This is a genomic window from Acidimangrovimonas sediminis (assembly GCF_002871005.1).
Classification (GTDB): Bacteria; Pseudomonadota; Alphaproteobacteria; order Rhodobacterales; family Rhodobacteraceae; genus Acidimangrovimonas; species Acidimangrovimonas sediminis.
In genome coordinates, this window is record NZ_PHSN01000013.1 from 156431 (window position 1) to 179933 (window position 23503).

At 69.3% G+C, this 23503-nt stretch carries 20 protein-coding genes; 12 read left to right on the forward strand and 8 right to left on the reverse strand.

Translation table 11 applies throughout. From position 1 onward, the window contains the following. The first annotated feature begins 97 nt into the window (after positions 1-97). Together glyA and CVV76_RS13155 are read left to right on the forward strand one after the other, a co-directional pair. Entirely contained in the window at positions 98-1396 is a 1299-nt protein-coding gene (gene glyA / locus CVV76_RS13150; RefSeq protein WP_102225116.1) for a serine hydroxymethyltransferase, read from the forward strand. A gap of 255 nt (positions 1397-1651) precedes the next feature. After that, on the forward strand, positions 1652-2284 hold the full coding sequence (locus CVV76_RS13155; protein ID WP_102225117.1) for a 50S ribosomal protein L25/general stress protein Ctc: 633 nt from the start codon (positions 1652-1654) through the stop codon (positions 2282-2284). A gap of 73 nt (positions 2285-2357) precedes the next feature. On the opposite strand, the gene CVV76_RS13160 is transcribed toward CVV76_RS13155, so the two are convergent. Beyond that, positions 2358-2780, reverse strand: a complete 423-nt coding sequence (locus CVV76_RS13160) for a carboxymuconolactone decarboxylase family protein (protein WP_233192861.1) — start codon at positions 2778-2780, stop codon at positions 2358-2360. Then, complete coding sequence (locus CVV76_RS13165; protein ID WP_102225118.1) at positions 2737-3144, reverse strand: MerR family transcriptional regulator; 408 nt, start codon at positions 3142-3144, stop codon at positions 2737-2739. The genes CVV76_RS13160 and CVV76_RS13165 overlap by 44 nt, the downstream gene beginning before the upstream one ends. Positions 3145-3310: 166 nt before the next feature. Here CVV76_RS13165 and pth point away from each other — a divergent pair, with 166 nt between their 5' ends. Both pth and CVV76_RS13175 read left to right on the forward strand, forming a co-directional pair. Continuing rightward, complete coding sequence (pth, locus tag CVV76_RS13170; protein WP_102225119.1) at positions 3311-4018, forward strand: aminoacyl-tRNA hydrolase; 708 nt, start codon at positions 3311-3313, stop codon at positions 4016-4018. Further along, on the forward strand, positions 4015-5061 hold the full coding sequence (locus tag CVV76_RS13175) for a DUF2332 domain-containing protein (protein ID WP_102225120.1): 1047 nt from the start codon (positions 4015-4017) through the stop codon (positions 5059-5061). The genes pth and CVV76_RS13175 overlap by 4 nt, the downstream gene beginning before the upstream one ends. A 49-nt stretch (positions 5062-5110) precedes the next feature. Here CVV76_RS13175 and hisG read toward each other — a convergent pair whose 3' ends face one another. Genes hisG through hisS form a run of 3 tightly spaced genes read right to left on the reverse strand, consistent with a single transcriptional unit; the run spans position 5111 to position 8485 of the window. Continuing rightward, on the reverse strand, positions 5111-5833 hold the full coding sequence (gene hisG / locus CVV76_RS13180; protein WP_102225121.1) for an ATP phosphoribosyltransferase: 723 nt from the start codon (positions 5831-5833) through the stop codon (positions 5111-5113). Beyond that, positions 5830-6972, reverse strand: a complete 1143-nt coding sequence (locus CVV76_RS13185; RefSeq protein WP_233192863.1) for an ATP phosphoribosyltransferase regulatory subunit — start codon at positions 6970-6972, stop codon at positions 5830-5832. The genes hisG and CVV76_RS13185 overlap by 4 nt, the downstream gene beginning before the upstream one ends. 1 nt (position 6973) lies before the next feature. After that, positions 6974-8485 (reverse strand): histidine--tRNA ligase, encoded by a 1512-nt coding sequence (gene hisS / locus CVV76_RS13190; protein WP_102225122.1) that lies wholly within the window; start codon positions 8483-8485, stop codon positions 6974-6976. A 126-nt stretch (positions 8486-8611) separates the two neighbouring features. Here hisS and CVV76_RS13195 point away from each other — a divergent pair, with 126 nt between their 5' ends. The 3 genes from CVV76_RS13195 (at position 8612) to trpB (ending at position 11109) form a co-directional block, all read left to right on the forward strand. After that, positions 8612-8815: a SlyX family protein gene (locus tag CVV76_RS13195; protein WP_332888544.1), complete on the forward strand. Its 204-nt coding sequence runs from the start codon at positions 8612-8614 to the stop codon at positions 8813-8815. 296 nt (positions 8816-9111) lie between these two features. Beyond that, entirely contained in the window at positions 9112-9750 is a 639-nt protein-coding gene (locus CVV76_RS13200; RefSeq protein WP_102225123.1) for a phosphoribosylanthranilate isomerase, read from the forward strand. 126 nt (positions 9751-9876) lie between these two features. Then, a complete protein-coding gene (gene trpB / locus CVV76_RS13205) occupies positions 9877-11109 on the forward strand; it encodes a tryptophan synthase subunit beta (protein WP_102225124.1) in 1233 nt (410 codons plus the stop codon). A 166-nt stretch (positions 11110-11275) separates the two neighbouring features. On the opposite strand, the gene CVV76_RS13210 is transcribed toward trpB, so the two are convergent. Further along, positions 11276-11650 (reverse strand): DUF2237 family protein, encoded by a 375-nt coding sequence (locus CVV76_RS13210; protein WP_102225125.1) that lies wholly within the window; start codon positions 11648-11650, stop codon positions 11276-11278. Positions 11651-11897: 247 nt separating this feature from the next. Here CVV76_RS13210 and CVV76_RS13215 point away from each other — a divergent pair, with 247 nt between their 5' ends. Further along, the gene (locus CVV76_RS13215) at positions 11898-13031 is read left to right on the forward strand and encodes an AbrB family transcriptional regulator (protein ID WP_146010292.1); all 1134 of its coding nucleotides are present in this window, start codon (positions 11898-11900) and stop codon (positions 13029-13031) included. Between the two features lie 100 nt (positions 13032-13131). Here CVV76_RS13215 and dnaE read toward each other — a convergent pair whose 3' ends face one another. Beyond that, positions 13132-16650 (reverse strand): DNA polymerase III subunit alpha, encoded by a 3519-nt coding sequence (gene dnaE, locus CVV76_RS13220; RefSeq protein ID WP_102225127.1) that lies wholly within the window; start codon positions 16648-16650, stop codon positions 13132-13134. Between the two features lie 125 nt (positions 16651-16775). On the opposite strand from dnaE, the gene CVV76_RS13225 reads away from it, so the two are divergent. Continuing rightward, positions 16776-17402, forward strand: a complete 627-nt coding sequence (locus CVV76_RS13225) for an SCO family protein (RefSeq protein WP_158243151.1) — start codon at positions 16776-16778, stop codon at positions 17400-17402. Here the strand turns inward: CVV76_RS13225 and CVV76_RS13230 are convergent. Next, complete coding sequence (locus CVV76_RS13230) at positions 17399-18367, reverse strand: cytochrome c oxidase assembly protein (protein ID WP_158243152.1); 969 nt, start codon at positions 18365-18367, stop codon at positions 17399-17401. The two genes, CVV76_RS13225 and CVV76_RS13230, sit on opposite strands and share 4 nt — an antisense overlap. Positions 18368-18766: 399 nt before the next feature. Here CVV76_RS13230 and xdhA point away from each other — a divergent pair, with 399 nt between their 5' ends. The 3 genes from xdhA to xdhC are packed head-to-tail and all read left to right on the forward strand — an operon-like array spanning position 18767 to position 23494. Continuing rightward, positions 18767-20194, forward strand: coding sequence for a xanthine dehydrogenase small subunit (xdhA, locus tag CVV76_RS13235; RefSeq protein ID WP_102225130.1), 1428 nt, complete (start codon positions 18767-18769; stop codon positions 20192-20194). Continuing rightward, complete coding sequence (gene xdhB / locus CVV76_RS13240) at positions 20191-22518, forward strand: xanthine dehydrogenase molybdopterin binding subunit (protein WP_102225131.1); 2328 nt, start codon at positions 20191-20193, stop codon at positions 22516-22518. The genes xdhA and xdhB overlap by 4 nt, the downstream gene beginning before the upstream one ends. Positions 22519-22558: 40 nt before the next feature. Then, on the forward strand, positions 22559-23494 hold the full coding sequence (gene xdhC / locus CVV76_RS13245) for a xanthine dehydrogenase accessory protein XdhC (RefSeq protein ID WP_233192865.1): 936 nt from the start codon (positions 22559-22561) through the stop codon (positions 23492-23494). The last annotated feature ends 9 nt before the right edge of the window (positions 23495-23503 follow it).

Below are 23503 nucleotides of genomic sequence, written 5' to 3' on the forward strand. Positions count from 1 at the left end.
GCCGCCCCGATGTGGAAACGCGTCGCTTACGGGCTTTTTCGGCGGCGACGGTTGGGCTAAACAGCCCTCGACCCGCACCCTGCCTCAGGAGATTGCCATGAACACCCAAGCCAAGCGTGACCCCGGCTTCTTCACCGAAGCCCTCTCGACCCGCGATGCCGAGATCTTCGGCGCCATCCGCCAGGAGCTGGGCCGCCAGCGTGACGAGATCGAGCTGATCGCGTCGGAGAACATCGTCTCCTCGGCCGTGCTCGAGGCGCAGGGTTCGGTCCTGACCAACAAGTATGCCGAGGGCTACCCGGGCAAGCGCTACTACGGCGGCTGCCAGTACGTGGACATCGTCGAGACGCTGGCGATCGAGCGTGCCAAGGAGCTGTTCGGCTGCGAATTCGCCAACGTGCAGCCGAACTCGGGCTCTCAGATGAACCAGGCGGTGTTCCTGGCGCTCCTGCAGCCGGGCGACACGTTCATGGGCCTCGATCTGAATTCGGGCGGGCACCTGACGCACGGCTCGCCGGTGAACATGTCGGGCAAGTGGTTCAACGTGGTGTCCTACGGCGTGCGCGCGCAGGACCAGCTGCTGGACATGGAAGAGATCCGCGCCAAGGCGCTTGAGCACAAGCCGAAGCTGATCCTTGCCGGTGGCACCGCCTACAGCCGGGTCTGGGACTGGAAGGCCTTCCGCGCCATCGCCGACGAGGTGGGGGCGTATCTGATGGTCGACATGGCCCATATCGCGGGCCTCGTGGCCGGCGGTGCGCATCCCTCGCCGCTGCCGCATGCCGACGTGGTGACCACGACCACGCACAAGTCGCTCCGCGGTCCGCGTGGGGGCATGGTGCTGACCAACAACCCCGACATCGCGAAAAAGATCAACTCGGCGGTCTTCCCGGGCCTGCAGGGCGGCCCGCTGATGCACGTGATCGCGGCCAAGGCCGTGGCCTTCAAGGAAGCGCTGGATCCGTCGTTCAAGGATTACGCCGCGCAAGTGGTGAAGAACGCTCAGGCGATGGCCGATCAACTGATGAAGGGCGGGATCGACATCGTGTCGGGCGGCACCGACAACCACCTGATGCTGGCCGACCTGCGCCCGAAGAAGGTCACCGGCAAGGCGACCGAGGCCGCCCTGGGCCGCGCCCACATCACCTGCAACAAGAACGGCGTGCCGTTCGACCCGGAAAAACCCTTCGTCACCTCGGGCATCCGTCTGGGCACCCCGGCGGGTACCACCCGCGGCTTCATGGAACCTGAGTTCCGCCAGATCGCCGACTGGATCGTCGAAGTGACCGACGGCCTTGCCGCCAACGGCGACGCGGGCAACGCCGAGGTCGAGGCGAAGGTCCGCGCCGAGGTGGCCGAACTCTGCGCGCGCTTCCCGCTCTATTCCGGGCTCTGACCCGGCAGCCGCCGACGCGGCGGCACCAGTACCGGAACACGAAAAGGGGCTCTCCGCGCGGGGGCCCCTTGGCTTTTCCCTGTGTCCCTTGGCTTTCTTCCGGGCCCTCCTTCAGGCGCCCCCATCGCGTCGCCCGCGCCCCGGCCGGCCACTGCGCTTTTCCTTTGCCTTCGGTGCGAATCTGCCCTATGGGGACGGCTTCGTGGCCATGCACCCTTGGAGGATGGCCATCATTTTGACCAATGGAGACCTCTTATGGCTGGCAAGATCCCTGATCTTAACGCCGAGGTACGGACGGGGACAGGCAAGGGGGCCGCTCGTCAAGCTCGTCGTGAGGGCTACGTACCCGGTATCGTTTATGGCGGCGGCACCGATCCGCTTCCGATCAACCTCGCATTTAACCCGCTGCTGACCCGCCTCAAGGCCGGCCGCTTCCTGTCGACGCTCTTCAACCTGAAGGTGCCGGGCCAGGACGACGTCCGCGTGATCTGCCGCGGCGTTCAGCGCGACGTGGTCAAGGACCTGCCGACGCATGTCGACTTCATGCGCCTGCACCGGACCTCGCGGATCAACCTGTTCATCCACGTGACCTTCGAGAACCACGAAGCGGCACCGGGCCTGAAGCGCGGCGGCACCCTCGTCGTGGTGCGCCCCGAAGTCGAGCTGGAAGTGACCGCGGGCGATATCCCGGATCACATCACCGTCGACCTGACCGGCAAGGTGATCGGCGACGTCATCCACATCGGCGACGTCAAGCTGCCGGAAGGCGCGAAGCCGACGATCGACCGCAACTTCGTGATCGCCAACATCGCGGCGCCTTCGGGCCTGCGCGCCTCGGATGCCGAGGAAGCCGGTGAAGGCGAAGAGACCGACGCCGCCGAGGGCTGAGCCCCGCGGCCCATAGGTCCGACCGATCGAGGCGCGGTCCCCGCAAGGGGGCCGCGCTTTTCGTTTGCGCCGGTCAGGGCGCCGTTCCGGGGTGGTGGGCAAAGATTTCCTTCGCCGCGAAAAGGCCGTTCAGCGCCGCGGGAAAGCCTGCGTAGACCGCCGTCTGCATCAGCACCTCGGTGATCTCATCCTTCGACAGCCCCACGTTCAGCGCCGCCTCCAGATGGACCTTCAGCTGCGGCTGGGCCGTGCCCATGGCCGCCAGCATCGCCACCGTGGCCAGTTCCCTGTCGCGCAGCGAAAGGCCGGGGCGGGAATAGATGTCGCCGAAGGGAAATTCGAACAGGTAGGTGGCGAAGTCCGGCGCGATGTCGTCCAGCGCGTCGATGACGTTCTGCCCGGCCTGCCCGTCGATCGCGGCCAGCGCGCGTTGGCCACGCGCCAGCCGGGTGTCACTCGGCGGCGTCCCGTCCGGTGTTTCGGGTGTCATGTTCATGGGTCTGCATCCTTTCCTCTGCCTCGACGTAACCGTCGATCTTGGTGTCGAGGACGAGAAGGCAGGCCTGCAGCTCGGCCACCCGGGCGCGCACCGCGTCGCGATGTGCCTCAAGCTGTTCCCGGCGGGCGGCCATCGTCGCATCGCCCGCCGCGCGCAGCGCGGCGTAGCGCAGCATATCGCGGATCGGCATGCCCGTGGTCTTCAGCCGGTCGAGGAATTCGATCCACGCAAGGATCTCCGCGTCGTAGTCGCGCCGCCCCCCGGCATCGCGATCGGCCACGGGCAGAAGCCCGATCCGCTCGTAATACCGGATGGTATGTGTCGACAATCCGCTGCGTTTCGCAAGTTCCCCGATCTTCATCCGGCCCGCTTTCTCATCAAGACGCCCCGGAGCCTAGGGGTTCGAGCGCACTCCAAGTCAAGCCCTGGAATCGGAGCTTCCGGCGCGCCTCTCTCCCCCTCCTCTGGCCTTTTCCCCCTGCTTGCGCCACACAGAGCGGCGACGGACATGGCACAGGAGCCCGCCCATGCGCCTTTTCGCAGGCCTCGGCAATCCCGGCGCGAAATACGCCGGCAACCGCCACAACATCGGTTTCATGGCCCTCGACCGGATCGCCGAAGACCACGGCTTCGCGCCCTGGCGCGCGCGATTCCAGGGTGAGGTGTCCGAGGGCCGGCTGGGCACGGAAAAGGTGATCCTGCTCAAGCCCGCGACCTTCATGAACCTCTCTGGCCAGTCGGTGGGCGAGGCGCTGCGCTTCTACAAGCTTACCCCAGCCGACCTCGTGGTGTTTCATGACGAGCTCGATCTGGCCCCCGGCAAGTGCCGGGTGAAGCAGGGTGGCGGGCATGCCGGACACAACGGGCTCCGCTCCATCCACCAGCACGTGGGCGAGGCTTATGGGCGGGTGCGCATGGGCATCGGCCATCCCGGCCACAAGGATCGGGTCGCAGGCTACGTGCTGCACGATTTCGCCAAGGCGGACGAGGGGTGGCTCGACGATCTCCTGCGCGGCATCTCGGACGGGGCGCCAGCGCTGGCCGAAGGCGATGCCGCGCGCTTCATGAACGCGGTCAGCCTGCGCACCGCGCCGCCACGCTCCTCCGGCGGCACGGGCGGCGGCAAGACGGCCGCCGCCCCGCAGGGCGTCCCGCAGGACACACCGAAGGCCGCGCCTGCCGCCACCGAAGATGCACGTAGCCCGCTTCAGAAGCTGAAGGATCACTTCAAATGATGGCCCTGCCGGAGGCGCTGCGCGATCAGGCCATGTCCTGCGATGCGCTCGGGTCGCCCTTCACCGCGCGGCTCCTGCGGCTGGCCGCCGACAGGCTGCGCCCCGGAACGCCGGTGACAGACCGGCTGTTCGCCTGGCAGGGCGACATCACATCGCGCGGGCATTCACTGCCGCTGCGCCTGGCCGGTGCCCTGCATGCCCTTGTGCTGAGCGGACAGGACGACCGACTCGCCGCCCAATACGCAGCCCCCGGCGATGACGGGGCACTCTGGGGTGCCGTGTCCGACGCGCTGACCCGCCACGAGGCGGCGGTGCAGCTCTGGCTCGACAGCCCGCCGCAAACCAACGAGGTGCGCCGCTCCGCCGTGCTGATCGCGGCGGGGGCGTGGCTGACGGCGCGGCTGGGGCTGCCGCTGGTGCTGTCGGAGCTGGGTGCCAGTGCCGGCCTCAACCTGATCTGGGACCGCTACGCACTGGTAGCGGGCAGCGTGCGGATCGCGCCGCCCGACCCGGTGCTGGAACTTGCGCCGGAATGGCGCGGCCGCCCCCCGGCCGAGGCCGCCCCGGAGATCGCGGCGCGGCGCGGGGTCGATCTCAACCCGCTCGACCCTGTGGCCGACCGGCTGCGGCTGATGGCCTACACCTGGGCCGACCAGGCCGACCGGCTGGCCCGGACCGACCTCGCCCTGGCCGAGGCCGCGCGGCTGAAACCGCAGGTCGACCGGGGCGACGCCGCCGCCTGGCTTGCGGACCGGCTGGCCGAGGTGCACCCCGGCCGGCTGCACCTCGTATGCCACACCATCGCCTGGCAGTACTTCCCGCAGGAGACGAAAGACCGCGCAAGCGCCGCGCTGGCCCGCGCCGGCGCGCGTGCCACGCCGGAGGCGCCGCTAGCGCATCTGGGGATGGAAGCGGACGCCGCCCAGCCCGGCGCCGGGGTCACCCTGACGCTCTGGGATGGCGCGACGCCCGACGGCACCACGATCGCGCTCGGGCGGGCGGATTTCCACGGCCGCTGGGTCGACTGGCAGCCCCCCGCCTGAGCGGCGGGCCTGCGGGGCAGACCGCGGCGGCGGCCCTGCCCTTCCCCGGTCACTCCCGTCCCGGCAGGTCCAGGTCGAGCCGGTCGGCCAGCGACGCGAGCACCGCCCGGGCGCCCCCGGTCTCGCCGGTGTCCCAATCGGCGCGGCGCGACATGTACAGCGTGGCCTGGCTGCGGTGGATCACCCCGTCCGACAGGATCTTCAGGTGGTTCGCGCGCAGCGTCTCGCCGGTCGAGGTGATGTCGGCGATCGCCTCGGCGGTAAGGTTCTTAACGGTGCCCTCGGTCGCGCCCTGGCTGTCGACCAGCTGATAATCGGCGACGCCCACATCGCGCAGGAACTCGCGCACCAGCCGGTGATACTTGGTCGCGATCCGAAGGCGATGGCCATGCGCCGCCCGGAAGGCCGAGGCCGCGCCGTCCAGATCCTCCAGCGTGTCGACGTCGATCCAGCAGGCCGGCACGGCAAGGATCAGGTCGGCATGGCCGAAGCCCAGCCGCGCCAGTTCCACCACCTCGCGGTCCCAGTCGGCCAGCTTCTCGCGCACCAGGTCCGACCCGGTGACGCCAAGGTGAATCCGCCCCGCCGCCAGTTCCCGCGGGATCTCGCCCGCCGACAGAAGGACCATCTCGACCCCCTCGGCGCCCTCGACCCGGGCGGCGTATTCCCGATCCGACCCCGTGCGCGCCATCTGCACGCCACGCGCCCCGAACCAGTCGAAGGTCTTCTCCATCAGCCGGCCCTTCGAGGGCACCCCGATCTTCAGGCTCATGCGATGCCCTCCCTGAGCGCCACGACGAGGCCGGGGCGGATCACGCCGCCGACCGCCGGGATCTCGCGGCCCTGCCCCAGCACCCGGGTCAGCGCGTCGTAGCGTCCGCCGGTGGCGACCGGCGGCAGGTCGGGCCGGGCCTCGGCGACGAACGAGAAGACGAAGCCGTCGTAATATTCGAGGGTGGAACGGCCGTGGCTGGCCTCGAATTCCAGCGTCTCGACGTCGATCCCGCGCGCGGCCAGCGCATCGAGTCGACGCGCAAGGCGTTCGACCGCGCCACCGATCGCCGGCAGGTCGACGGCCACGTCGCGCAGATGCGCCAGCGCCACCGGCGCCGTGCCGCGCAGCCCGAGCACATCGTCCAGCGTCTCGACCTCGGAACCCGAGAGCGGCGGCTCGGCGGCATCCTGGGCAAGCGCCCGTGCCCGCGCCGCGATCTCGCCCGGCTCGCGCAGGCCGATCATCGGCCCGGCCGAGGCCATCAGCTCCTCGGGCGTGGCATGGCCAAGGCTGGCGATCAGCCGCTTGCGGGTCTCGTTCGGCGGCACCCGTCCGCCGAAACGGTCAAGCAGCGCCCGGAACCGCCGCGGCCGCCAGATATGGCGCAGCAGCGCGGCCTTGCGCGCCGGGCTGGTCGACAGCCCCTCGACAGCCGCGCGCAGGATGCCGATGTCGCCGGTAGCCGCGCGCAGCCCCAGCGGCGCCAGCATCTCGGCGAAGAGGGCGAAGACCTCGGCATCCGCGGCTTCGGTATCGTCCCGGGCGAAAAGCTCGAACCCCGCCTGAAAGTATTCCCGGGCCCGGGCACCGTGATGTTCCTGCCGGCGAAACACCTCGCCGGCATAGGCATAGCGCGCGGGTTCGGCCCCGCCGGCCATGTGCATCTGCACCACCGGCACGGTGAAGTCGGGGCGCAGCATCATCTCGCCTTCCAGCGGATCGGCGGTGACATAGGCGCGGGCGCGGATATCCTCGCCGTAGAGATCGAGAAGCGTGCCGGCGGGCTGCAGGATCTCGGTCTCGACCGGCTGCGCCCCCGCGGCAAGGAAACGCTCCAGAAGGCGCGCGGCCTCGGCCCGGACGGCCGCCCTTTCGGGAAGGGTGTCGGCGGGGATGTCCATGTCGCGGGCGGGCATCTCAGCCCTCCAGCATGCGGCGGACGGTGGCAACCAGATCGGCGCGCGCCACCTCGGTCTGCGCCGGCTGGTCCTTCCATTCCTCCAGGCTGGCACTGGCCGCGATCTTCGCGCCGAGGACCAGATCCTTGACCTGCACCACGCCGCGCGCCGCCTCGTCCCCACCCTGGATCACGGCGACCGGCGCCCCGCGCTTGTCGGCATACTTGAGCTGGTTGCCGAAGTTCTTTGGGTTGCCCAGGTAGACCTCGGCCCGGATGCCCGCATTTCGCAGATCCGCAACCATGCCCATGTAATCGGCCATCCGATCGCGATCCATCACGGTCACGACGACCGGGCCCCGGGTTTCGCTGCCGATCCGGCCCTTGGCACGCAGGGCGGCAAGCAGCCGGTCGACGCCGATCGACACGCCGGTCGCCGGCACCGCCTGCCCGGTGAACCGCTTGACGAGATCGTCGTAGCGCCCCCCGCCCGCGACCGAGCCAAACTGCCGCGGCCGCCCCTTCTCGTCGAGGATCTCGAAGGTGAGCTCTGCCTCAAAGACCGGGCCGGTGTAATAGCCCAGGCCCCGCACGACCGAGGGGTCGATGACGATGCGGTCGGGGCCGTAGCCCTGGGCGTCCAGCAGCGCGGCAATGGTTTCAAGTTCGTCGACGCCCTCGGTCCCCATGGTCGATCCGGTGACCAGCTCGCGCAGCCGGGCACAGGTGGCCGCCCCGTCCGCGCGCTTGGCGTCCATGAAGCCCATGACCACATCAGCCTGCGCCTCCGAAAGCCCCGCGCCCTTGGTATAGTCGCCGCTGTCGTCCTTGCGCCCCTCGCCCAAGAGCGCACGGACGCCCGCGTCGCCCAGCCGGTCCAGCTTGTCGATGGCGCGCAGGACAATCCCGCGCTCGGCCTCGAACTTCGCCGGATCGGCAGGATCGAGGACGCCCGCCACTTCCATCACGCCGTTCAACACTTTCCGGTTGTTGATCCGCACGATGTAGTCGCCGCGCGGAATGCCGACCTCTTCCAGCGCGTCCGAGAGCATGGCGCAGATCTCGGCATCCGCAGCCACCGACGGCGCGCCCACGGTATCGGCATCGCATTGATAGAACTGGCGGAACCGGCCCGGGCCGGGTTTCTCGTTGCGCCAGACGGGGCCCATGGCGTAGCGCCGGTAGGGGTTCGGCAGATCGTTGCGGAACTGCGCGGCCACACGCGCCAGCGGCGCCGTCATGTCGTAGCGCAGCGCCAGCCAGTCGCCGGGCTTGTCGCTCTCGGCCTCTTCCTGCCAGGCAAAGACCCCCTCGTTCGGGCGGTCGACGTCGGGCAGGAACTTGCCCAGTGCCTCGACCGTCTCCACCGCCGAGGTTTCCAGCGGATCGAAGCCGTAGCGATGGTAGACGGCGGCGATCTTGTCGAGCATTTCCTTGCGTTCGGTCACATCCGCGCCGAAATAGTCGCGGAAGCCCTTGGGCGTCTCGGCCCGCGGGCGCCTTTGCCCCTTGGGCCCCTTGTCCTTCGCCATCGTCTCGTCTCGCCTACCTGGACAGTCGCGGGTGATCTAGCCGAAGGGGGGCTGCAGGGCAAGGCGGCGGCTTGGCTCTGCGGCTCGCGGCGGCTATGGTCCCGGCCCTGACACAGGAGGCCCGCGATGGCGACGATGGACGAGATCGAGGAACAGATGGCGTATCTCGCCCGCACGGTCGAGGACCTGTCGGAGGTCGTCGCCCGCCAGAGCCGCGAGATCGACCTGCTGACACGGCGCCTTGCCCTGATGATCGAGCGCGAGGCCGAGCGCGAGTACGAGGCGGGCGGAACCATCCCGCTGGCCGACCAGAAACCGCCGCATTACTGAGAGCGCCATAAGGTACGTTTCAACGCACCCTACGGCGCCGACCAGGCCCTGCCTTCTCTCTGAACGAAAGTGGGGTCAGCGCCGGTCCGGTCGTGCCGGAGGCACGCCTACGACCCGCCTGGACTGACCCGCGCTTGCCCTGCGGCTTCGCCGCGCCTCGAGCCGGGTCAGCTCGTCCTTCCACGGGGCTCGGCGCGGGCCTCGCGCTCTGGACTGAGAAGGCACTGGCCCTTCAAGCAGGAGGCCACAGCCGCCACCCCTTCCCAAACCCTCCCCCACGCCCTAAACCCCTTCCCATGAGCACCCGTGTCAAGATCTGCGGCCTGACCCGCCCCGAAGATGTCGCCGCCGTCCACGCCGCCGGCGCGGCCTACATGGGCCTTGTCTTCTTTGCCAAATCGCCGCGCAACATCGGCGCCGAGCTGGCCCGCGACATCGCGATCGAGGCCCCCCCGGGGCTGGCCAAGGTGGCGCTGACGGTGAACGCGACCGATGCCGAACTGGACGCGATCCTGAAGACGGTCCCCCTCGACATGTTGCAGCTTCACGGCACGGAACCCCCCGAGCGGGTGGCCGAGGTCCGCACCCGCTATGGCCTGCCGGTGATGAAGGCGGTGGGCATCGCCGAAGAGGCCGACCTCGCGAAACTGGAACTTTACGCCCCCGTGGCCGACCAGATCCTCGTCGATGCCAAGGCGCCGAAGGGGGCGCCCCTGCCCGGCGGCAACGGCGTGCCCTTCGACTGGCGGCTGATCGCGAACCGGCGCTGGCCGGTGCCGTGGATGCTGGCCGGCGGCCTGACCCCCGCGAACGTGGCCGAGGCGGTGCGCCTGACCGGCGCGCGGCAGGTCGACGTCTCCTCGGGCGTCGAAAGCGCGCCCGGGGTGAAGGACCCGGCCCTGATCGCGGCCTTCGGACTGGCGGCGCGCGCCTGAGCCAAGCCGTCGCTGCGCTGAAGTCGCCGAGCCAAAGATGTGCCCGGGCGCCCCTGCGTGACACGGCGCGGCTTTACCCACGCGCGCAAGGGCTATAAACGCACCCTGTAACGCGGGAGACGAACCATGGCCGACGACCTCATCAATTCCTTCATGTCCGGCCCCGACGAACAGGGCCGCTTCGGCATCTTCGGCGGGCGTTTCGTCAGCGAGACGCTGATGCCGCTGATCCTCGACCTAGAGGCCGAGTACGAACGCGCCAAGACGGACGAAAGCTTCTGGGCCGAGATGGACGACCTGTGGAAGCACTACGTCGGCCGCCCCTCGCCGCTCTATCACGCCTCGCGCCTGACCCAGCATCTGGGCGGGGCGAAGATCTACATGAAACGCGACGAGCTGAACCACACAGGCGCGCACAAGATCAACAACGTGCTGGGCCAGATCATCCTTGCCCGCCGCATGGGCAAGACCCGGATCATCGCCGAGACCGGCGCGGGCCAGCACGGCGTGGCAACCGCCACGGTCTGCGCCAAGTTCGGCCTGAAATGCGTGGTCTACATGGGCGCGCACGACGTCGAACGCCAGGCACCGAACGTCTTCCGGATGAAGCTCCTCGGCGCCGAGGTGATCCCCGTGACCTCCGGTCGCGGCACCCTGAAGGACGCGATGAACGACGCGCTGCGCGACTGGGTGACCAACGTGCGCGACACCTTCTACTGCATCGGCACGGTGGCCGGGCCGCACCCCTACCCGGCGATGGTGCGCGACTTCCAGTCGATCATCGGCAAGGAAGTCCGCTGGCAGCTGGCCGAGCAGGAGGGCGAGGGCCGCCTGCCCGACACGGTGATCGCGGCGATTGGCGGCGGGTCGAACGCCATGGGCCTGTTCTATCCCTTCCTCGACGACCCTGAGGTGAAGATCATCGGGGTCGAGGCCGGCGGCAAGGGCGTCGACGAGAAGATGGAACATTGCGCCTCGCTCACCGGCGGGCGGCCCGGCGTGCTGCACGGCAACCGGACCTACCTTCTGCAGGACGACGACGGCCAGATCCTCGAAGGCTTCTCGATCTCGGCGGGGCTGGATTACCCGGGGATCGGCCCGGAACACGCCTGGCTGCATGACACCGGCCGGGCCGAATACGTCTCGATCACCGATGCCGAGGCGCTGGAGGCGTTCCAGCTTTCGTGTTCGCTCGAGGGGATCATCCCGGCGCTGGAGCCGTCGCACGCCCTGGCCCATGTGATGAAGATCGCGCCCACCCTGCCTGCGGACCATATCATCGTGATGAACATGTGCGGCCGCGGCGACAAGGACATCTTCACCGTCGCGCGCCACCTGGGCGTTGAAATGAACGGCTGACCCGGGCGTCCCCCCCTCGGCGCCCGCCCGAACTCTCGCCACCCGCCGCCCCCCCCCCCGTGCGGCCTTCAGGCGGCCCTGCAGGTGTCAGGGGCCGCCCCTCCCCCTTTCATTGTTCTCCAAATACGCACCCCTGCCGCCTCAAACCCGGCCGGGCCCCACGCCCCTAATCCGCGTCCAGCGCATAGTGCCGCAGCACCTCCAGCGGCACGACGTCAAGCGTGCGGCGGTGAGTGCTCTTCAACCGCAGCTGCGGCGCCGCACCCTCCTCGTGCGCCTGCAGGAAACGCGCGGCACAAAGGCACCATTGGTCGCCCGGCCTGAGCCCGGCAAAGCCATATTGCGGCTGCGGCGTCGACAGGTCGTTGCCGAGGTATTTCGACAGTGCCAGGAACTCGGCCGTCATGACCGCGCAAACGGTATGCAGCCCCATGTCCTGCGGGCCGGTATCGCAGCAGCCGTTGCGAAAGAACCCGGTGACCGGCTCGGCCGAGCAGGGCTCGAGCGCCTCGCCCAGAACGTTCAGCGACGGCTCCATCATGGCCTGTCCTCCCTCGTCGCGGCACCATTCACGCCCAAAGCCTACACCCGTGCGGACCCGCTGGCCAGCGGCGCTCCTGACACCCCCATGGCGGGCCCCGCCTTTCGCCGGGCACACCGGACCACCCCGGTCTCATGCCGCACCGCGACCAGGGCGCGGCACCGTCCCCTGCCGGTGCCAGTGCCGGTGCCGGAGCAGCTTGTGCCCGTCTCGCGGCGGTGGCAGGATGCCGCCCGGAAACCCCACGATGCCTTTCAGCCTCCGCCTCCCGTCCCGCCGGACCCCAGTACCGCTGCCCGTCGTGGCGGCGACCCTTGCCGTCGGCGCGCTCGGTGCGGTGGTGGCGACCCTGCTGCACCTGCCCCTGCCCCTGCTGCTCGGACCGATCGTGTCGACCGCGGCCGCGGCCATCACCCGGGTGAAGCTGTTCGGCCAGGCCCCCGCCCTGCCCGGCGTCTTCCGCAGCTGGTCGATCCCGGTGATCGGCGTCTCGATCGGCGGGGCGTTCCACCCCGGGCTGCTGGAACAGGCGGTGCGCTGGTGGCCTTCGGTCATCGCGCTGGCACTGATCGTGCCGATAGCGCAGGCGATGGGCTACCTGATCTACCGCCGCCTCGGGGGCTTCGACCCGGCTACCAGCTTCTTCGGCGCGATCCCCGGCGGGCTGATCACCGCGATCGCCATGGGCGAAGAGGCCGGCGGCAACGTCGCGATGACGACGATGCTGCAATTCATGCGGCTGATCCTGACGATCACGCTGGTGCCCCTCGCCTTCACCATCATCACCGGCGGCGCGGTGGGCAGCGCGGCGGGCGCCTCCTTCGGCGGCACCGACCAGTCTGCAAGCGTCCTCGAGATTGCCCTCTTGCTGGCCCTCGCGGCCATCGGTGCGGTGGTGGGCGAGCGGCTGAAGCTGCCCGCCGCGGTGGTGACCGGGCCGCTTCTGGTCAGCGGCGCGGCGCATCTGGCCGGCCTGACCGACGCGGTGCCGCCGCAATGGATGATCGGGCTGACCCAGCTGTTCGTCGGCACCGCGCTCGGGGCGCGTTTCGCCGGCATGGGGCGAAGCATGTTCGGCAGGGCGCTCGTGCTGGCCGCCCTCAACGTCTGCGCGACGCTGCTTCTGGGCCTCGGCACCGCCTATGCCCTGCATTTCTGGGTGACCGAGCCGACCGACGCGATCTTCCTCGCCCTCGCCCCCGGCGGCGTGGCCGAGATGTCGCTGGTCGCCGTGTCGCTGCAGGTGAGCGTGGTCTACGTCAGCGCCCATCACGTGCTGCGGATCGTGCTGTCGGTGACCCTGGCGCGGATCTTCGCACAACGGATCACCGCGGCGACCGAGGCCTTCGCCCACAGTGCGGCGCCGGCCCCGGGGGAATAGCCGCCGGTCGGGGACATCCGGGCGGGGACACCGGGCGGGCGCGTTCGGACGACGAGCGCGCGGAAGCGCGTCGAGGAGCGGCGCCCTCAGATCTCCTCCCTCAGATCTCCTCGACCATCACCACACCTTCGAGCGACTTCAGCGCCGAGCGGATCCGGGGCGAAACGGGCAGTTCCTTGCCCACCTCGATTTCCACCTCCTGCCCGTCCGGGGCCGACAGGCAGAACCGGATCGGCCCGCGCCCGCGCGCGCCCTCACCGCCGCCCATCCGGTCTAGGACCGCCTTGACCGAAACCGCCGCCTCCGGCGCGCCGATATGCACCAGAAGGCCCGCGCCGCCCGCATCCGCGATCGCCGCCTCCATCGGCGCGACCGACCGTCCACGCGGATCGAACTGGCCCTCGTTGAACTGCGCCTCCAGCGTCATGATCACCATGTCCGTCTGGTCGAAGACGCGTCGCGCCGCGTCGAAATCCTCGGGGAACATCACCATCCCCGACACCTGCCCCGTCGGATCGGAAATGTTCAGCCGGAAGAACCGCGTGCCCTTGGCCGATTTCCTTTCCTGCAACCCCGAAACCTTGACGCCCACGCGGCCCACCGCGCCGCCCTTCACCTCGGCATCCGCCTGCAGGGCCGCCAGCGTCGGGTGGCCCTTGCGCTTCAGTGCGCCCGCGAATTCATCCAGCGGGTGGCCCGACAGGTAGAAGCCGATCGCCTGGAATTCCTGCGCCAGCCGATCCTCGGCCATCCAGTCGTCGACCTTGGGCAGGCGCGGTTCCGGCAGGTCCTCGCCCGCCTCGCCGAACAGCGACACCTGATCCGACGCCTTCTGTTCGTGGATCGCCGCCGAATAGGCCATCAGCGCCTCCAGCCCCTCGAACACCCGCCGCCGGTTGCGGTCGAGCTGATCGAAGGCGCCCGCGCGCGCCATCATCTCCAGGGGGCGCTTGCCCACCCGCTTCATGTCCACCCGGCGGGCGAAATCGTAGAGCGTCGAGAACGGCTTTTCCCGCCCGTCCACATTCCGCGCCTCGACGACCATGCGCATCGCGTCGGAGCCCACGTTCTTCAACGCACCCAGCGCATAGACCAGCCTCTGGTCCACCACGTCGAACGACGCGAGCGACCGGTTCACGCAGGGCGGCACGATCTCGATCTTCAGGCCGCGGCGGACCTCCTCGGCATAGATCGCAAGCTTGTCGGTCAGGTGGATATCGCAGTTCATGACGCCTGCCATGAACTCCACCGGATGGTTCGCCTTCAGCCATGCGGTCTGGTAGCTGACCACCGCGTAGGCGGCGGCGTGGGACTTGTTGAAGCCGTAGTTGGCGAACTTCTCCAGAAGGTCGAAGACCTCCTTGGCCTTCTTGTCGTCGACCCCGTTCTTCTTGGCGCCAGCCACGAACTTCGGCCGCTCGGCGTCCATCGCCTCCTTGATCTTCTTGCCCATGGCCCGGCGCAGAAGGTCGGCGCCGCCAAGCGAATACCCCGCCATCACCTGGGCAATCTGCATCACCTGTTCCTGGTAGACGATGATGCCCTGCGTTTCTTCGAGGATGTAGTCGATCGAAGGGTGGATCGAGGTGATTTCCTTCAGCCCGTTCTTGACCTCGCAATAGGTCGGGATGTTCTCCATGGGCCCAGGACGATAAAGCGCCACGAGGGCCACGATATCCTCGATGCAGGTGGGCTTCATGCGCCGGAGCGCATCCATCATGCCCGAGCTTTCGACCTGGAACACCGCGACCGTCTTGGCGCTGGAATAGAGGTCGTAGGTCGGTTCGTCGTCCAAGGGGATCAGGTTGATCTGATCCACCGCGCCCTCGGGCGGCTCGTAAAGCTCGGTCCCGTCCGGCCCGATGTGCAGGTGGCGGCCGTTCTTCAGGATCAGGTCGACGGCGTTCTGGATCACCGTCAGGGTCTTGAGGCCGAGGAAGTCGAACTTCACCAGACCCGCCTGCTCGACCCATTTCATGTTGAACTGCGTGGCTGGCATGTCCGACCGCGGATCCTGGTAGAGCGGCACCAGCCGGTCCAGCGGCCGGTCGCCGATCACCACCCCCGCCGCGTGGGTCGAGGCGTTGCGCAACAGCCCCTCGACCTGCTGGCCGTAATCCAGCAAGCGCTTCACCACCTCCTCGGTTCGGGCGGCCTCGCGCAGGCGCTCCTCCTGCGCCAGCGCCTCGGTGATCGAGACGGGTTTCACCCCCTCGACCGGGATCAGCTTGGACAGCCGGTCCACCTGGCCATAGGGCATCTGCAACACGCGGCCCACGTCGCGCACCGCCGCCTTGGACAGTAGCGCGCCAAAGGTGATGATCTGCCCCACCTTGTCGCGACCGTACTTCTCCTGCACGTAGCGGATCGTTTCCTCGCGCCGGTCCATGCAAAAGTCGATATCGAAGTCCGGCATCGACACCCGTTCGGGGTTGAGGAAGCGTTCGAACAGCAGCGAATAGCGCAGCGGGTCGAGGTCGGTGATGGTCAGCGCATAGGCGACAAGGCTGCCCGCGCCCGAGCCCCGCCCCGGCCCCACGGGGATGTTGTGTTCCTTCGACCACTTGATGAAGTCGGCAACGATCAGGAAATAGCCCGGGAACCCCATCTGCTCGATGATCCCAAGCTCGAACTTCAGCCGTTCCTCGTACTCGGCCACCGGCACGGCATGGGGGATGACCTTGAGGCGCGCCTCCAGCCCCTCCCATGCCTGGCGGCGCAGTTCCTCGACCTCGTCATCGGCGAAGCGCGGCAGGATCGGGTCGCGCTTGGGCACCTTGTAGGCGCAGCGGCGGGCGATCTCGACAGTGTTCTGCACGGCCTCCGGCAGGTCGGCGAAGAGCGCCACCATCTCGGATTCCGACTTCAGGTAATGCTGCGGCGTCAGGCGGCGGCGGGGTTCCTGCTGGTCGACGTAAGCCCCTTCCTTGATGCACAGAAGCGCGTCATGCGCCTCGTAGATCTCGGGCTTGGGGAAGTAGACGTCGTTCGTGGCCACCAGCGGCAGGTTCAGCGCATAGGCCATCTCGACATGGCCCTTCTCGGTCGCGCGCTCGGCCTCCGTGGGCTGGCCGCCCTCGCCGGGGTGGCGCTGCAACTCGATGTAAAGCCGGTCCGGGTAGATCTCCGCCAGTCGCTTCACCAGCGCCTCGGCCTTCGCCTCCTGCCCCGATTGCAACAGCTTGCCGACCGCGCCCTCGGGCCCGCCGGACAGACAGATCAGCCCCTCGGAAAACTCGGCCAGCTCGTCCACCGTCACCTCGGGCAGCGCGCCGTGCTTGTCGAGGTAGAGGCAGGAGTTCAGCCGCATCAGGTTCTCGTAGCCGCGCTCGGTCTGCGCCAGCAGCACGACGGGCGCGGGCAGGCGCGGTTTCTCGCCGGGCTGGGCCGGATCGTAGGCCACGTCGACCTGACAGCCGATGATCGGCTGAAGGCCGGCGCCCGAGGCGATGGTCGAGAATTCCAGCGCACAGAACATGTCGTTCGTGTCGGTCACGGCGACCGCGGGAATTCCCTGATCGCCGCACAGCTTGACGAGTTTCTTCACCGGCACCGCCCCTTCGAGAAGCGAATATTCGGTGTGCACGCGGAGATGGATGAATCGGGGAGAGGTCGTCATCCCCCGATGCTATCCAGCGCGGCGGCGAAGGGAAAGCGGGGATGACCCGAAGAGCGCGTTTCACCGCCCCCACTTCACGGATGCGCGATGCCTCCGTCCGCGCTACGCTGCCACACGGAGGAGACATGACACAGCCCGAGATCCGCGCGCGCGGCCCGACCCGCCGCGCCACACTCCTGATGCTGGGCGCGACGGCGCTGGCCGCCTGCCGCCACGGCAAGCCGTTCCATTCGGTCGACGTGACGGGCGCCCTGCCCGCGCTCGACTTTACCCTGACCCGCGCCTCCGACGGCCGCACGGTCACGCAGGCCGATTACCGCGGCGCCCTTGTCATGCTGTTCTTCGGCTACACCCATTGCCCCGACGTCTGCCCCCTGACCATGGGCAACCTTGCACAGGTCCTCGACCGGATGGGCGACGGCGCGCGCGACATCCGCGTCCTATTCGTCACCGTCGACCCCAACCGCGACACGCCCGGGGTCCTCGCCCGCTACTCCGCCCAGTTCGGCCCCGGGGTCGAGGCGCTGCGCGGCACCGACAACCAGCTTGCCGACGTGACCCGCCGCTACCGCGTCACCTACAAGGTCACCCCGCCCCACGGCAGCCAGCCCTACAGGGTAATCCACGGCCCCTCGGTCTACGTCTTTGGCCCCCGGGGCCGCGCCCGCCTGCTGATCCCGCGGCTCTACGACGCCGGCGCCGACGTCGCCGGCGTGACCGAGGACATGACCCGCCTCGTCAAGGGCGCCTAGTCCTGCCCCGCGCCCTGAACCTGCCCCTCGGCCCGCCGCATGTTCCCCAGAACGACGAGCAGCCCCACCACGCTCATCATCGCCGGCGGGATCCAGATCACGATGCCGCCGATCTGCTGGTCGGTCACCGCGTCGATCCCGGGAAAGTACCGCCCGCAATAGGCGTAATACGGGAACAGGTCGCCCCGCGCGAAGGTGATCAGCGCGCCCAGCAGGATCTGCGGGAACATCACCGCCACCGACAGCACGGCGCGCAGTCCGAAGCTGACCCGGGCCCCGGAACGGGCCCCCGAACTGCCCCCCGAGCCGGCCCGCCCGCGCGGCCTCGTGTCCAGCACCATCGCCCAGAACAGGATCCCGTCCACCGCCATGGTCCAGTTCATCAGCTGGTAGAGCCACGGATCCAGCATCGCGGTGAAATGCACTGACGGGATCAGCCAGAACCAGAACGTGCCCACGAACAGGACGGTGGCAACTCCAGGCCGCTGCACCACCGCCATCACGCGCCGTGCAGCCACGGTCGCCGCCAGCGCGCGCAGCCACGCGGGCCCGCCCGCAAGGATCACCGGCCCGGCCATGCTCAGCCCCAGAAGCACCGGCCCCACGTGATGCAGCCCGACATGCTGCACCCGGTTGAGAAAGAACATCCGCTGGGCGAGATATTCGAACCCGGTCTGGGTGGCGATCCACAGAAGCGCCAGCCCCGCCACGAAAGCCGCCCTCCGCCACAGGGGCGGTGCCTCCCGCCCCAGCCGGGAAAGCCCGCGCAGGTACCATAGCAGCGCCAGCGCGACCGCCGCATAGATCGGCGGCTGGAACGCGTAGGGCCCGACCGCCGGCATCTCGGCCGGCCAGCGCACCGAGACAAGCCACAGCACCGCCCCCACCGCCGCGATCAGGCCATAGACCGACCCGCCCCGCACCAGCGGGCGCCCACCCTCGCCGATCGTCACCGCGTCACGCATCCGGCCCTCCCCGCCGGCGGCCGGGGCTTGCCCCGCCGTCCCGGGAAGCCTAGCCTGCAAACACCCGGCGCGATAGCCCGGCAGGATGGGCGGTGGAACACACGGCCCGGGCCAGGGGTTGCACAGGAACTTCGGGCGCACGATCCTGACGCAGCACCGCCGGGCGGAACCGGTTCCGCCGCCGCCCGCCGCGCCGCGAAACCGCCCCCGCACTGCCCGATTGTTCGGCATCGGGCGAAACAGCTTCTTGCCGAACCTGATGCGGCGCGCTTGCCAACTGGCAAAGTGTCGCGCTTCATGATTGAAAGGACAGGACAAAGGGCGCGCAGGTCGTTCTACGCCGCATCGGACAGCCGCGCATCAGCCCCCGGGACAAGGTACCGCGGCAGGTTTATCGACATGACGGAGATCGCGTTTCTCCTCAACGGAACGCCGGTCCGGGTGGCTGATCAGCCCCCCACCCGCAGCCTGCTGGACTGGCTGCGAGAGACCCGCGGCCTGACCGGCACCAAGGAAGGCTGCAACGAGGGCGATTGCGGCGCCTGCACGGTGATGGTGACCGACGCCGCGGGCAGCCGCGCGCTGAACGCCTGCCTCCTCTTCCTGCCGCAACTCCACGGCAAGGCGGTGCGCACGGTCGAGGGCCTGGCCGCGCCCGATGGTACCCTGCACCCGGTGCAGGAGGCGATGATCGCCCATCATGGAAGCCAGTGCGGCTTCTGCACCCCCGGCATCATGGTGGCGCTCGCCATCGCCCATGCCCAGGGTCGCGCCGATACCGACGACGTGCTGGCCGGCAACCTCTGCCGCTGCACGGGCTACGCCCCGATCCTGCGTGCAGCCAGGGCCGCCGCCGAACTGCCGGCGCCGCCGCAGATGGCGGCCGATGCAAGCGCGCTTTCCTCTTTCATTGTTCCCCAAATACGCCCCCCCGAAACACGCGCCTCCGACGCCGCTGCGGACACCGCGCCCCCGGTCTTCCGCCCCACCAACAGCGACGACCTCGCCGAGTGGTACGCGGCCCATCCGGAGGCCACGCTGATCGCCGGGGCCACCGATGTGGGCCTGTGGGTGACCAAGCAGCTGCGCGACCTCGGGCCGGTCGCCTTCCTGTCGGGCGTCGCGGACCTCACCCATGTCGAGACCCGCGGCAAGGTGATCGGGATCGGCGCCTGCGTCACGATCGAGGCGCTGCGCCGCGCGATGCGCGACGTCCACCCCGCCTTCGCCGCGATGCTGCGACGCTTCGCCTCCGTCCAGGTGCGCGAGGCCGCCACGATCGGTGGCAACATCGCCAATGGCTCTCCCATCGGCGACGGCCCGCCCGCGCTGATCGCGCTCGGCGCCACGCTGCACCTGCGCCAGGGCGACGAGATGCGGGCGATGCCACTGGAGGATTTCTTCCTCGACTACGGCAGCCAGGACCGGAAGCCCGGCGAATTCGTCGCCGCCGTCACCCTGCCCTCCGAGGCCCCCGCGCTGCGCTGCTACAAGCTGTCGAAGCGCTTCGATCAGGACATCTCGGCGGTCTGCGGCTGCTTCAACGTCACGGTCGAGGACGGCCGTGTCACCGATGCGCGCATCGCCTTCGGCGGCATGGCGGGCGTGCCGAAACGCGCCACCGCGGTCGAGGCCGCCCTCGCGGGCGGGCGCTGGGACGAAGAGGCGATCCGCACGGCACTCCCCGCCTTTGCCGAGGATTTCGCGCCGATGAGTGACATGCGCGCCTCCGCCGACTACCGGCTGGACACCGCGCGCAACATGCTCCTGCGCTACTTCCACGACCTTGCGGGCAGGCCTGTCTCGGTGCTGGAGGTGTCGCCGTGAGCGTCGCAAAGCCCCTGCCGCACGATGCCGCGCCGCTCCATGTCACCGGACAGGCGCGCTACATCGACGATATTCCGGTGCCCGCGAACACGCTGCACCTTGCCTTCGGCCTGTCGGAACGGGCGCATGCGAAGGTGACGGTGCTCGACCTCGGCCCGGTGCGCGCGGCGCCGGGCGTCGTTGCCGTGATCGGGCCGGACGATCTGTCGCCGATGCCCGACTGCTCCCCCTCGATCCATGACGAGCCCCTGCTGGCAATGGGAGAGGTGCACTACGCCGGCCACCCGATGTTCATCGTCGTGGCCGAGAGCCACCTTGCCGCGCGCCGCGCCGCCCGGCTGGCCATGGTCACCTACGAGGACCTGCCTGCGCTGATCACCATCGAGCAGGCCCTCGCGGCGAACAGCCATTTCGAGGGCGGCCCGGTCACCTGGCAGATCGGCGACGCGGCGGCCGCGATCGCCGGGGCGCCGCGGGTGCTGAAGGGTTCCATCGAGATCGGCGGGCAGGAACATTTCTACCTCGAGGGCCAGGCGGCCCTCGTGCTGCCGCAGGAGGGCGGCGACATGGTCGTGCATTCCTCGACCCAGCACCCGACCGAGATCCAGCACAAGGTCTCTGAAGCCCTGGGCCTGCCGATGAACGCGGTACGGGTCGAGGTACGGCGCATGGGCGGCGGCTTCGGCGGCAAGGAGAGCCAGGGCAACCACCTGGCCGTGGCCTGCGCGGTGGCGGCCCGGGCCACCGGGCGGCCGTGCAAGATGCGCTACGACCGCGACGACGACATGATGATCACCGGCAAGCGCCATGCCTTCCGGATCGATTACCACGTGGGACACGACGACCGGGGCCGGATCCTGGGGGTGGAGTTCCTGCAGCTGGCGCAATGCGGCTGGTCGGCGGACCTGTCGCTGCCGGTCTGCGACCGGGCGATGCTGCATGCCGACAACGCCTATCTGATCGAGAACATGCGGATCGAGAGCCACCGGCTGCGCACCAACACCCAGTCGGCCACGGCCTACCGGGGCTTTGGCGGACCGCAGGGGATGCTGGGGATCGAGCGGGTTCTCGATCACGTGGCCTTCGCGGTGGGCCGGGAGCCACTGGAAGTGCGGCGCGCGAATTTCTACGGCGAGGCCGGGGGCCAGCCCCCGGACCCCCGGGATATTTCCGCTCAGAAGAAGCAACAGGTCACGCCCTACCGGATGCCGGTGGAGGATTTCATCCTGCACGGGCTGACCGCGCGGCTGGAGGAGAGTTCCGCCTATCTTGCGCGCAAGGCCGAGGTGGCGCGCTGGAACGCGGCGAATGACGTGCTGAAGAAGGGAATCGCGCTGACGCCGGTGAAGTTCGGCATCTCCTTCACGCTGACCTGGCTGAACCAGGCCGGCGCGCTGGTGCATGTCTATCAGGACGGGTCGGTGCATCTGAACCACGGCGGGACCGAGATGGGACAGGGGTTGTTCCAGAAGGTGGCGCAGGTGGCGGCCTCGGGCTTCGGGATCGGGGTGGAGCGGGTGAAGATCACCGCGACCGATACCGGGAAGGTGCCCAACACCTCGGCCACCGCGGCGTCCTCGGGGTCGGATCTGAACGGGATGGCGGTGAAGGCCGCCTGCGACACCCTTCGCGGGCGGTTGGCGGAATTCCTTGCCGAGCGCCACCAGGTGAGCCCGGCGGAGGTTCTGTTCGAGGGCGGACGGGTCGCCGTCGGCGGGGCGGAATATGGCTTCGACGAGGTGATCGCGATGGCCTACCAGGCGCGGATCTCGCTTTCGGCCACGGGATTCTATGCCACACCCAAGATCACCTGGGACCGGGTGAAGGGCCAGGGGCGGCCGTTCTTCTACTTCGCCTATGGCGCGGCGGTGAGCGAGGTCGTGATCGACCGGCTTACCGGCGAGAACCGGATCCTGCGCTGCGACATCCTGCACGATGCCGGGGCCTCGCTGAATCCCGCGATCGACATGGGCCAGATCGAGGGCGGCTACGTGCAAGGCGCGGGCTGGCTGACGACGGAGGAGCTGGTCTGGGACGACAGGGGGCGCCTCAGGACCCATGCGCCTTCGACCTACAAGATCCCGGCCTGTTCGGACCGGCCGCGGGTGTTCAACGTGGCCTTGTGGGAGGGCGCAAACCGGGAGGAGACGGTGTACCGTTCCAAGGCCGTGGGGGAGCCGCCGTTCATGCTGGGGATCTCGGCGCTGATGGCGTTGTCGGATGCCGTGGCGGCCTGCGGCGACGGGACGGTCTATCCCGACCTGCAGGCCCCCGCGACGCCGGAGCGGATCCTGGCGGCGGTGAAGCGGGTGCGCGGTGATTGAGGCGGGCGCCCTTCGGGCCAGGGTGGCCGAGGCGGGGCGCGTGGTGCGTATCGTCGTCGCCGGCACCGAGGGCTCGGCCCCGCGCGAGGCAGGGGCCGCGATGCTGATCTGGGACGGCGGGACCGAGGGCACCATCGGCGGCGGCGCGCTGGAATGGCAGGCGATCGCGCGGGCACGGGCGATGACGGGCGGCGCGGCGATCGACCGGGTGCCGCTGGGCCCCGGGATCGGGCAGTGCTGCGGCGGCGCGGTCGTGCTGGTATCGGAGGTCTGGACCGCGGCGAAGCTGGCCACGCTGGAAGGCGAGGTCAGCGCCCGGCGCATCGACGGGCCGGAGGAGATGCCGCTGGCGGTACGGCGCTTGATCGTCCGGGCGCGGGCGGAGGGCACCCGCCCGGCAACCCGGCTGATCGACGGCTGGCTGGTGGAGCCGGTGGCACGGCCTGCGCGCGATCTGTGGATCTGGGGCGCGGGGCACGTGGGGCGTGCGCTGGTCTCGGTGCTCTCCCCCCTGCCCGAGCTGGCGATCACCTGGGTCGACAGCGGGCGCGACAGGTTTCCGGGGGCGATCCCGGGGGGGATCACGCCGCTATGGGCCGCCAATCCCGCCGACCTCGTGGCGCATGCGCCACGGCGGGCGGAACATCTGGTGCTGACCTATTCCCATGCCCTCGATCTCGAGCTCTGCCATCGTATCCTGTTGCGCGGGCATGGCGGCCTCGGGCTGATCGGTTCGGCCACCAAGGCCGCGCGGTTCCGGTCGCGCCTGGGCACACTGGGGCACGGGGCGGAGGCGATCGCGGGGATCGCCTGCCCGATCGGCGATCCGCGGCTGGGCAAGCACCCGCAGGCGATCGCGGTGGGGGTGGCCGCAGCACTGCTGGCGCCGGGCCGGGTGTCGGGCAGGGTGTCAGATCGGGTGTCGCGCAGCGCGACGGCGAACGAAACGAAGAAGGCGCGCGACAGCGCCGGCTGAGACAGACGA

What these genes read in the sequence shown, in the direction of transcription:
- CVV76_RS13200 (WP_102225123.1), top strand. Translation starts at nt 9,112, where the DNA reads ATGAGCACCCGTGTCAAGATCTGCGGCCTGACCCGCCCCGAAGATGTC.
- hisG (WP_102225121.1), bottom strand. Translation starts at nt 5,833, where the DNA reads ATGAGCCTGAAGATCGGGGTGCCCTCGAAGGGCCGGCTGATGGAGAAG.
- CVV76_RS13225 (WP_158243151.1), top strand. Translation starts at nt 16,776, where the DNA reads ATGACACAGCCCGAGATCCGCGCGCGCGGCCCGACCCGCCGCGCCACA.
- CVV76_RS13195 (WP_332888544.1), top strand. Translation starts at nt 8,612, where the DNA reads ATGGCGACGATGGACGAGATCGAGGAACAGATGGCGTATCTCGCCCGC.
- pth (WP_102225119.1), top strand. Translation starts at nt 3,311, where the DNA reads ATGCGCCTTTTCGCAGGCCTCGGCAATCCCGGCGCGAAATACGCCGGC.
- xdhA (WP_102225130.1), top strand. Translation starts at nt 18,767, where the DNA reads ATGACGGAGATCGCGTTTCTCCTCAACGGAACGCCGGTCCGGGTGGCT.
- CVV76_RS13155 (WP_102225117.1), top strand. Translation starts at nt 1,652, where the DNA reads ATGGCTGGCAAGATCCCTGATCTTAACGCCGAGGTACGGACGGGGACA.
- CVV76_RS13165 (WP_102225118.1), bottom strand. Translation starts at nt 3,144, where the DNA reads ATGAAGATCGGGGAACTTGCGAAACGCAGCGGATTGTCGACACATACC.
- glyA (WP_102225116.1), top strand. Translation starts at nt 98, where the DNA reads ATGAACACCCAAGCCAAGCGTGACCCCGGCTTCTTCACCGAAGCCCTC.
- trpB (WP_102225124.1), top strand. Translation starts at nt 9,877, where the DNA reads ATGGCCGACGACCTCATCAATTCCTTCATGTCCGGCCCCGACGAACAG.
- CVV76_RS13185 (WP_233192863.1), bottom strand. Translation starts at nt 6,972, where the DNA reads ATGCCCGCCCGCGACATGGACATCCCCGCCGACACCCTTCCCGAAAGG.
- hisS (WP_102225122.1), bottom strand. Translation starts at nt 8,485, where the DNA reads ATGGCGAAGGACAAGGGGCCCAAGGGGCAAAGGCGCCCGCGGGCCGAG.
- CVV76_RS13175 (WP_102225120.1), top strand. Translation starts at nt 4,015, where the DNA reads ATGATGGCCCTGCCGGAGGCGCTGCGCGATCAGGCCATGTCCTGCGAT.
- dnaE (WP_102225127.1), bottom strand. Translation starts at nt 16,650, where the DNA reads ATGACGACCTCTCCCCGATTCATCCATCTCCGCGTGCACACCGAATAT.
- CVV76_RS13230 (WP_158243152.1), bottom strand. Translation starts at nt 18,367, where the DNA reads ATGCGTGACGCGGTGACGATCGGCGAGGGTGGGCGCCCGCTGGTGCGG.
- CVV76_RS13215 (WP_146010292.1), top strand. Translation starts at nt 11,898, where the DNA reads ATGCCTTTCAGCCTCCGCCTCCCGTCCCGCCGGACCCCAGTACCGCTG.
- CVV76_RS13160 (WP_233192861.1), bottom strand. Translation starts at nt 2,780, where the DNA reads ATGAACATGACACCCGAAACACCGGACGGGACGCCGCCGAGTGACACC.
- CVV76_RS13210 (WP_102225125.1), bottom strand. Translation starts at nt 11,650, where the DNA reads ATGATGGAGCCGTCGCTGAACGTTCTGGGCGAGGCGCTCGAGCCCTGC.